We start from the raw sequence: 6,314 nt of genomic DNA, 5'->3' as shown, positions 1-6,314 counted from the left end.
GGCAGGCAGTCATGCAGGGCCACCACGCACCAAAGTACACGGCTGCCTGCCTAAGCATACTTTCTAGATCCTCTCGGATCTCTTAAATCGTATGCCTTTCAGCCCCCTTGTGCAAATACGGCTTTTTTCTTTAATCAGCTTATAAGCGGCAGAAGCTGCCGCGGATTTCACCGTTTCCCGGGAACTCTGATTTCTATGGTAGAATAAACCGGAGATCAGGAGAGAGCAGAATATGGCATTTGATTCACTGAGTGATCGTCTGAATAAGACCATGCGCAATATCGCCGGCAAGGGCAAGCTTACCGACGCCAACATGGAGGATATGCTGAAAGAAGTGCGGGTTGCACTCCTCGAAGCAGATGTGAACTACAAGGTTGTCAAGGACTTCCTGAATAAAGTCCGTGAAGAAGCAAGAGGCCAGCAGGTACTGAGTTCCGTGGAACCAGGCCAGCAGCTGGTCAAGATTGTTCACGATGAAATCGTGAATCTGCTCGGAACCGAGCAGGCGGAACTTCAGTTCAAGCCACAGGGCATCACGGTCATCATGATGGCAGGTCTTCAGGGTACCGGCAAAACGACCAGCGTTGCAAAGATTGCCAAACTGACAAAGAAGAAATACAATCGCAAGCCGATTCTGATCGCTGCCGATGTCATCCGTCCGGCTGCGATTGAACAGCTGCAGACCCTCGGCCGTGAGATTGATACGGAAGTCTTCACGGAAGGAACCGAAACCTGTGCGCTGAAGACCGTTCAGGATGGCATGGTCTATGCAGAGGAACATGGCTATGACACGGTATTCATCGATACTGCCGGCCGTCTGCATATCGATGAAGCCCTGATGCAGGAACTCAAGGACATCAATGAATCCGTTCATCCGGATGAGATCCTGCTGACGGTTGATGCCATGACTGGCCAGGATATCGTCAATGTTGCAAAGACCTTCCAGGAACAGCTCCCGCTGACCGGCCTGGTCGTCACGAAGTTCGATGGCGATTCCAGAGGCGGCGGCGTGCTCTCCGTCAAGGCAATTACCGGGCTGCCGGTGAAGTTCGTCGGTGAAGGCGAGAAGATCGATGACATGGATGTCTTCTATCCGGATCGTATGGCAGACCGGATTCTGGGCATGGGAGATGTCGTCTCCCTGGTAGAAAAAGCCCAGGAGAAGATGGACATGGAAGAAGCAGAACGCGTCGGCCAGCGCATGCTGAATGGCGAGTTCACGATGGACGACATGCTGTCGCAGTTCGAGCAGGTTCAGAAGCTCGGCCCGCTGGGCGGAATTCTGAAGATGATCCCGGGCTTCTCCCAGTATTCCGATATGATCGATGAAGCCAAGGCATCGGATTCCATGAAGCATACCAAGGCAATCATCCAGTCCATGACCAAGGAGGAACGCCGTGATCCTTCCCGGATGCGCGGCTCGATGAAGAGGCGGGTCGCTGCCGGGTCCGGAACGACTCTAACCGATGTCAACCGCTGCATCAACCAGTATGAGAAGATGAAGAAAGTCATGAGCCAGATCGGCTCCATGTCCCGCAGCGGAAAGCTGGATGAAGATCATCTGGAACAGATGATGAATTCTGCTCAGAAACAGATGCCATCCGGATATTCGAAAAAGAAGAAATACAAGTTCTGATTGATTGAGATCTGCAGAGAAATCTGCAGATTTTCTGTCTGCACGCATGGAAAAATTCCGGAAAATCAGGAATATTTTCTTGATCTTTCCTTTGATCTGTCTCTGCGCCGCGTTCCAGTTTCCATTCTTCCATTCTGTATTCCGTCCGGCCTATATTGATTTGAGAGTGCTCATTCAAATCCCTCGCATGAAACCGAGTATAATGGACGCGAGAAAAGTGAACTTCATGAAAATTCTAGTTACTGGTTTTGATCCGTTCGGCGGGGAAAAAGTAAACCCTGCCATTGAATCCGTCAAGCTGCTTCCGGATACGATTGCCGGAGCGGAAATTATCAAGCTTGAGATTCCGACTGTCGTCTACAAGTCCCTCGATAGAATTGATGCCAAGATCGCTGAATGCGATCCGGATGTGATCGTCTCCGTCGGCCAGGCCGGCGGACGTCCGGATATCACCGTAGAGCGCGTCGGCATCAACGTCAACGACTGCCGCATTCCGGATAATGAAGGCAATCAGCCGATCGATGAGCCAGTATACGCAGACGGCCCGGCTGCTTACTTCTCCGCTCTGCCGATCAAAGCAATGGTCAAGCACATCAATGATGCAGGAATTCCTGCATCGGTATCCGATACCGCTGGAACCTTCATCTGCAACCATGTGCTGTATGGCGTCAGATATCTCTGCGAGCATAAATATCCTGGCAAGAAGAGCGGGTTCATCCATATTCCGTTCATGACCAGCCAGGCCGTAGGCAAGCGCGGAGTTCCGAGCATGAGCCTCTCTGACATCGTCAAGGGACTCACCGCTGCCATTGAAGCAATTGTCCTCAACGAAGAAGACATCAAGGTAACTGGCGGCCACGAGCACTGAGAATCACTTATGGGGTGTTAAGGAAAAAGCCTTGACACCTTTTTCTTCCTGCGTATAATCATCTGTGTTCACTAAGGAGGAAATCACATGTCTGTTAAACTCAGATTGACAAGAATGGGTGCCAAGAAGGCTCCGAGATACCGTATCGTCGCAGCAGATTCCCGTTTCGCAAGAGACGGACGCGTCATCGATACGATCGGATACTTCGATCCGACCACGGATCCGGAAACCGTACGCCTGGATGCTGATAAGGCAATGGACTGGCTCCGCAAGGGCGCACAGCCGTCTGATACGGTCCGCAACATTCTGTCCCGTCAGGGCGTCATGAAGAAGTTCCATGACGAAAAAGGCACCGGCAAGGAAAAGAAGTAATCGCCATGGCTGAACTGGACAAGGTACTGCTGGACCTTGTCACCCCGATGGTGGATGACAAGGAAAGCCTCTCGGTTTCAGAGGATTCGTCTGACGGCCGCGGTGTCGTTCTGCGTGTTCGTGCAAAGAACGATGACATCGCCCGCCTGATCGGTCACAAAGGCTCCATGGCATCTGCGCTTCGCCAGGTTATGTCAGTTGCTTCGCACACCGAAGAAAAGCGGGTTACGATCAAATTTGAAGAAGTTCAGTAAGGGATGCGATCTGCATCCTTTTCTGACGGAGGAGAATATGGAATATATCACCATCGGCAGAGCCGTCAACACCCATGGCCTGAAAGGCGAACTGAAGATCGAAAGCTGGTCGGACTTCGACGAGCTGCGCTATCAGAAGGGCAATACCGTCTACCTGCTGCAGAACGATACGTATACGCCATTCAAGGTTGCGACATTCCGCACGCATAAAGGCTATTCCCTGGTCAGCTTTGAAGACTATCAGGACATCAACCGCATTGAATCTTTCAAGGGATCTCTGGTGTGCATCCGCAAAGAAGACCAGCATACGCTTCCGGAAGGAGAGTACTACCGTTCTCAGTTCATCGGTCTTCAAGTCTATGATGAAGCAGGAACCCTGATCGGCACGGTCACGGCCGTCGAAGAGACCAGCGGTGCCCAGAACAATCTCCGGGTTCGGAGAGAGGGCAGCAAAGATGCCCTGATTCCGAATATTCCGGAATTCGTGAAGCAGGTCGATCTTTCTGCAGGCAGAATCGTGATCCATGCCGAGGAAGGCCTCTTATGAGAATCACGATCCTGACCCTGTTTCCGGAGATGTACGGCGACTTTCTGAAGACTTCGATCGTCGGCCGTTCCATTGCCCGCGGCATCGTTTCCGTCGATCTTGTCCAGATCCGCGACTTTGCCCATGATACGTACCGCCATGTGGATGACACGCCATTCGGCGGCGGAGCAGGTATGGTTATGAAATGCCAGCCGGTTCTCGATGCGATCAATTCCGTAAGGACTCCGGAAAGCTATACCGTTCTGATGAGCCCCTCCGGAACTCCGTATTCCCAGAAGAAAGCCCATGAGCTCTCCGGGAAGTCTCATCTGATTCTGCTCTGCGGCCACTATGAAGGACTGGATGAGCGCATCAGCAGACATGTCGATGAAGAACTCTCGATCGGCGACTATGTGCTGACCGGCGGCGAGCTGGCTTCCATGGTCATTTCGGATTCCGTGATCCGTCTGCTCCATGGCAGCATCCGCCCGGATTCTGCCGAAGACGAATCCTACGAGAACGGTCTTCTGGAATACCCGCAGTATACGCAGCCCGCCGACTATGAAGGAGAACAGGTCCCTGCGATCCTTCTGAGCGGCAATCATGAGAAGATCCGGAAATGGCGTCTTCAGCAGTCGCTGGTCCGGACCAGAGAACGGAGACCGGACCTCTTTGGACGGCACGAGCTGACCGGAGAAGAACGCAAACTCCTCGATCGCTATGACGAAGGAGAAGAGATCTGACCGATGGATCAGATCTTTTTTTAACGCATGGAAAAGCATAAAATGGTCTTATGAATGACGAAAGCTTTGTTTCCCGCTATGCTCCGGCCTTGATCTTCATTGCCTTTGCATGCCTCGGTCTGTTCACTGGGTATCTTGGCATCGTATTAGNGCTTGCCTGGGCTTATATCTGCACGAATGTCGTGAGGCATTACGTGTTCCATCGCGGCAGAACGGGAGAAAAACTGAAATGAATACCGATCTGATTCTGATCCTGCTGTTCTGCGCACTGACCTGCGTGCTCGTTCAGTGGTCCAGCAGGCTGTGACATGGAAGCCATTCTGACCACGAAGCGGCTGCTCTTAAGACCATTTGAACCGCAGGATGCGGCAGCCTGCCTCTGCTGGCTGAGCGATCCTCGCGTGATGGATGCCGTGCATCAGCCCGTTATTTCTTCCCTGGAAGAAGCAGAACAGTTCATTGCAGCACGGCTTCCATACTACTCCCGTGCTCACTTCTATGACTGGGCGATCGTCCTGAAAGAAAACGGCAGAGCCATCGGCGAATGCAACGCTTCCGTATCTCTTCCTGCTTCCTGTGCAGATGCTGGCTATGCGATCTCTTATGACTGCTGGAATCGCGGATATATGACCGAAGCGCTGAAAGCGGTGCTGCCTTTTCTGAGAAAACAGGGCTTCATGCATATTGTCGCTGCCTGCCATCCTTCTGCTCTGACGAGTGCAGCCGTGCTGAGAAAGTCAGGAATGAAGCAGATGAATGAGGTTCCATCTTTGATCAGAGAGATGGAAGAAGAACCTGATCTGATCTTCTATGAGTATTCCGGAGATCCCGGAAGCAGAAAGGAACGCTGATGAAAAAATGGATGATTGCTGCGGTATGCGCAGCCGCGCTGCCGTTTTCCGGAAACAAGGTATGGGGAGAAACAGATTCCTCCGATGGAGCGGACAATTCTTCCGGCATCCGGATCCGCAATGGCGAAGTGGAAGTGCAGGACTCTGATGGCAGCTGGTATGAACTCGCTTCCCTCAGCGATCTGAAGAAAGCAGCCGAACCAGAAGCTTCCGCTTCTATGGAAGTAACGGAAGAATCTTCTTCCGGTCTATCGATCACGACTGGAAAAGACGGAGAGATTCTGATTGACGGAGACGGCACCGGACTGGTTCTCACAGTTCCTTCTTCGGCCGAACAGCAGATTGATGAGATGGCAGAACTCGGCACGGATGAAAATGGCGAACTGACAATCAACGGCGTCTCGATTGGATACCGTCTTGAGAGCCTGGCGGATTACCAGGCACAGCTGGAAGCACTCAGAGCGGAAGCTTCTGCCACTCCGGAACCTTCTTCCAGTGCTGAACCGCTGTATGAAGTGGATATCACGTATTTCACAGAAGATGGAACCGAAGCAGGATCAGAAAATCTGGAACTTGCGGCCGGAACCCGGAAAGATGCCGCGGCTGCACCGGATGGCTATGAGCTTCTGAGCAAAAACGAGATCAAGGTCGAAGCGGGGTATAACTCCGTGATCATGCTTGTGCAGAAAACAAGCGAAGCAGAACACCCGGTCACGATCAATTTCGTTGATCTGACTGGAAAGAATGTAGATACTTCTGAAACTGAATTGAAGGCTGGAACCTACAAGACCGATGGCACTGACAGCTTAGTTGAGATTCCGGATGGCTATGAAGCGGTGGCTCCGAAGAAGATCACGATCACCGAAATCGGCGGAACTTATGACGTGCTCGTGAAGAAGAGCGGAACGGAAAAGACAGACAGCGGAGACTGAAAAGGAACCAATTGATCCTGTTTCCGGGAATAGGTCATACCTATTCATCCGTTCGGAAATCATGGAATATCTCTGAAATCATCGTAATGAAGCGGGAAACCGAGCGGCCGGCCCGCTTTTTCTTTTTCCTGA

8 protein-coding genes are annotated in these 6,314 nt (G+C 52.0%); all 8 read left to right on the top strand.

The features are described 5' to 3' along the window. The first annotated feature begins 232 nt into the window (after positions 1-232). The 8 genes from ffh to FYJ51_RS11405 all read left to right on the top strand — a co-directional run bounded on the left by ffh (position 233) and on the right by FYJ51_RS11405 (position 6,182). Entirely contained in the window at positions 233-1,636 is a 1,404-nt protein-coding gene (gene ffh, locus FYJ51_RS11445) for a signal recognition particle protein (protein WP_154505743.1), read from the top strand. Positions 1,637-1,862: 226 nt separating this feature from the next. Beyond that, positions 1,863-2,504: a pyroglutamyl-peptidase I gene (gene pcp / locus FYJ51_RS11440; protein WP_105304922.1), complete on the top strand. Its 642-nt coding sequence runs from the start codon at positions 1,863-1,865 to the stop codon at positions 2,502-2,504. Positions 2,505-2,591: 87 nt separating this feature from the next. Further along, positions 2,592-2,876 carry a 30S ribosomal protein S16 gene (gene rpsP / locus FYJ51_RS11435; RefSeq protein WP_105304149.1) on the top strand — a complete coding sequence of 95 codons (285 nt, stop codon included), beginning with the start codon at positions 2,592-2,594 and terminating at the stop codon, positions 2,874-2,876. Positions 2,877-2,881: 5 nt separating this feature from the next. Further along, positions 2,882-3,130, top strand: coding sequence for a KH domain-containing protein (locus FYJ51_RS11430; RefSeq protein ID WP_105304148.1), 249 nt, complete (start codon positions 2,882-2,884; stop codon positions 3,128-3,130). Between the two features lie 37 nt (positions 3,131-3,167). After that, a complete protein-coding gene (gene rimM / locus FYJ51_RS11425; protein WP_154505742.1) occupies positions 3,168-3,677 on the top strand; it encodes a ribosome maturation factor RimM in 510 nt (169 codons plus the stop codon). Next, positions 3,674-4,399, top strand: a complete 726-nt coding sequence (trmD, locus tag FYJ51_RS11420; RefSeq protein WP_154505741.1) for a tRNA (guanosine(37)-N1)-methyltransferase TrmD — start codon at positions 3,674-3,676, stop codon at positions 4,397-4,399. The genes rimM and trmD overlap by 4 nt, the downstream gene beginning before the upstream one ends. 308 nt (positions 4,400-4,707) lie before the next feature. Next, entirely contained in the window at positions 4,708-5,250 is a 543-nt protein-coding gene (locus FYJ51_RS11410) for a GNAT family N-acetyltransferase (RefSeq protein WP_105304144.1), read from the top strand. After that, on the top strand, positions 5,250-6,182 hold the full coding sequence (locus tag FYJ51_RS11405) for a hypothetical protein (RefSeq protein ID WP_154505739.1): 933 nt from the start codon (positions 5,250-5,252) through the stop codon (positions 6,180-6,182). The genes FYJ51_RS11410 and FYJ51_RS11405 overlap by 1 nt, the downstream gene beginning before the upstream one ends. The last annotated feature ends 132 nt before the right edge of the window (positions 6,183-6,314 follow it).

The organism is Stecheria intestinalis, assembly GCF_009696165.1.
In the GTDB taxonomy this organism is placed as follows: Bacteria; Bacillota_I; Bacilli_A; order Erysipelotrichales; family Erysipelotrichaceae; genus Bulleidia; species Bulleidia intestinalis.
This window is presented reverse-complemented; position numbering and strand designations above follow the sequence as displayed.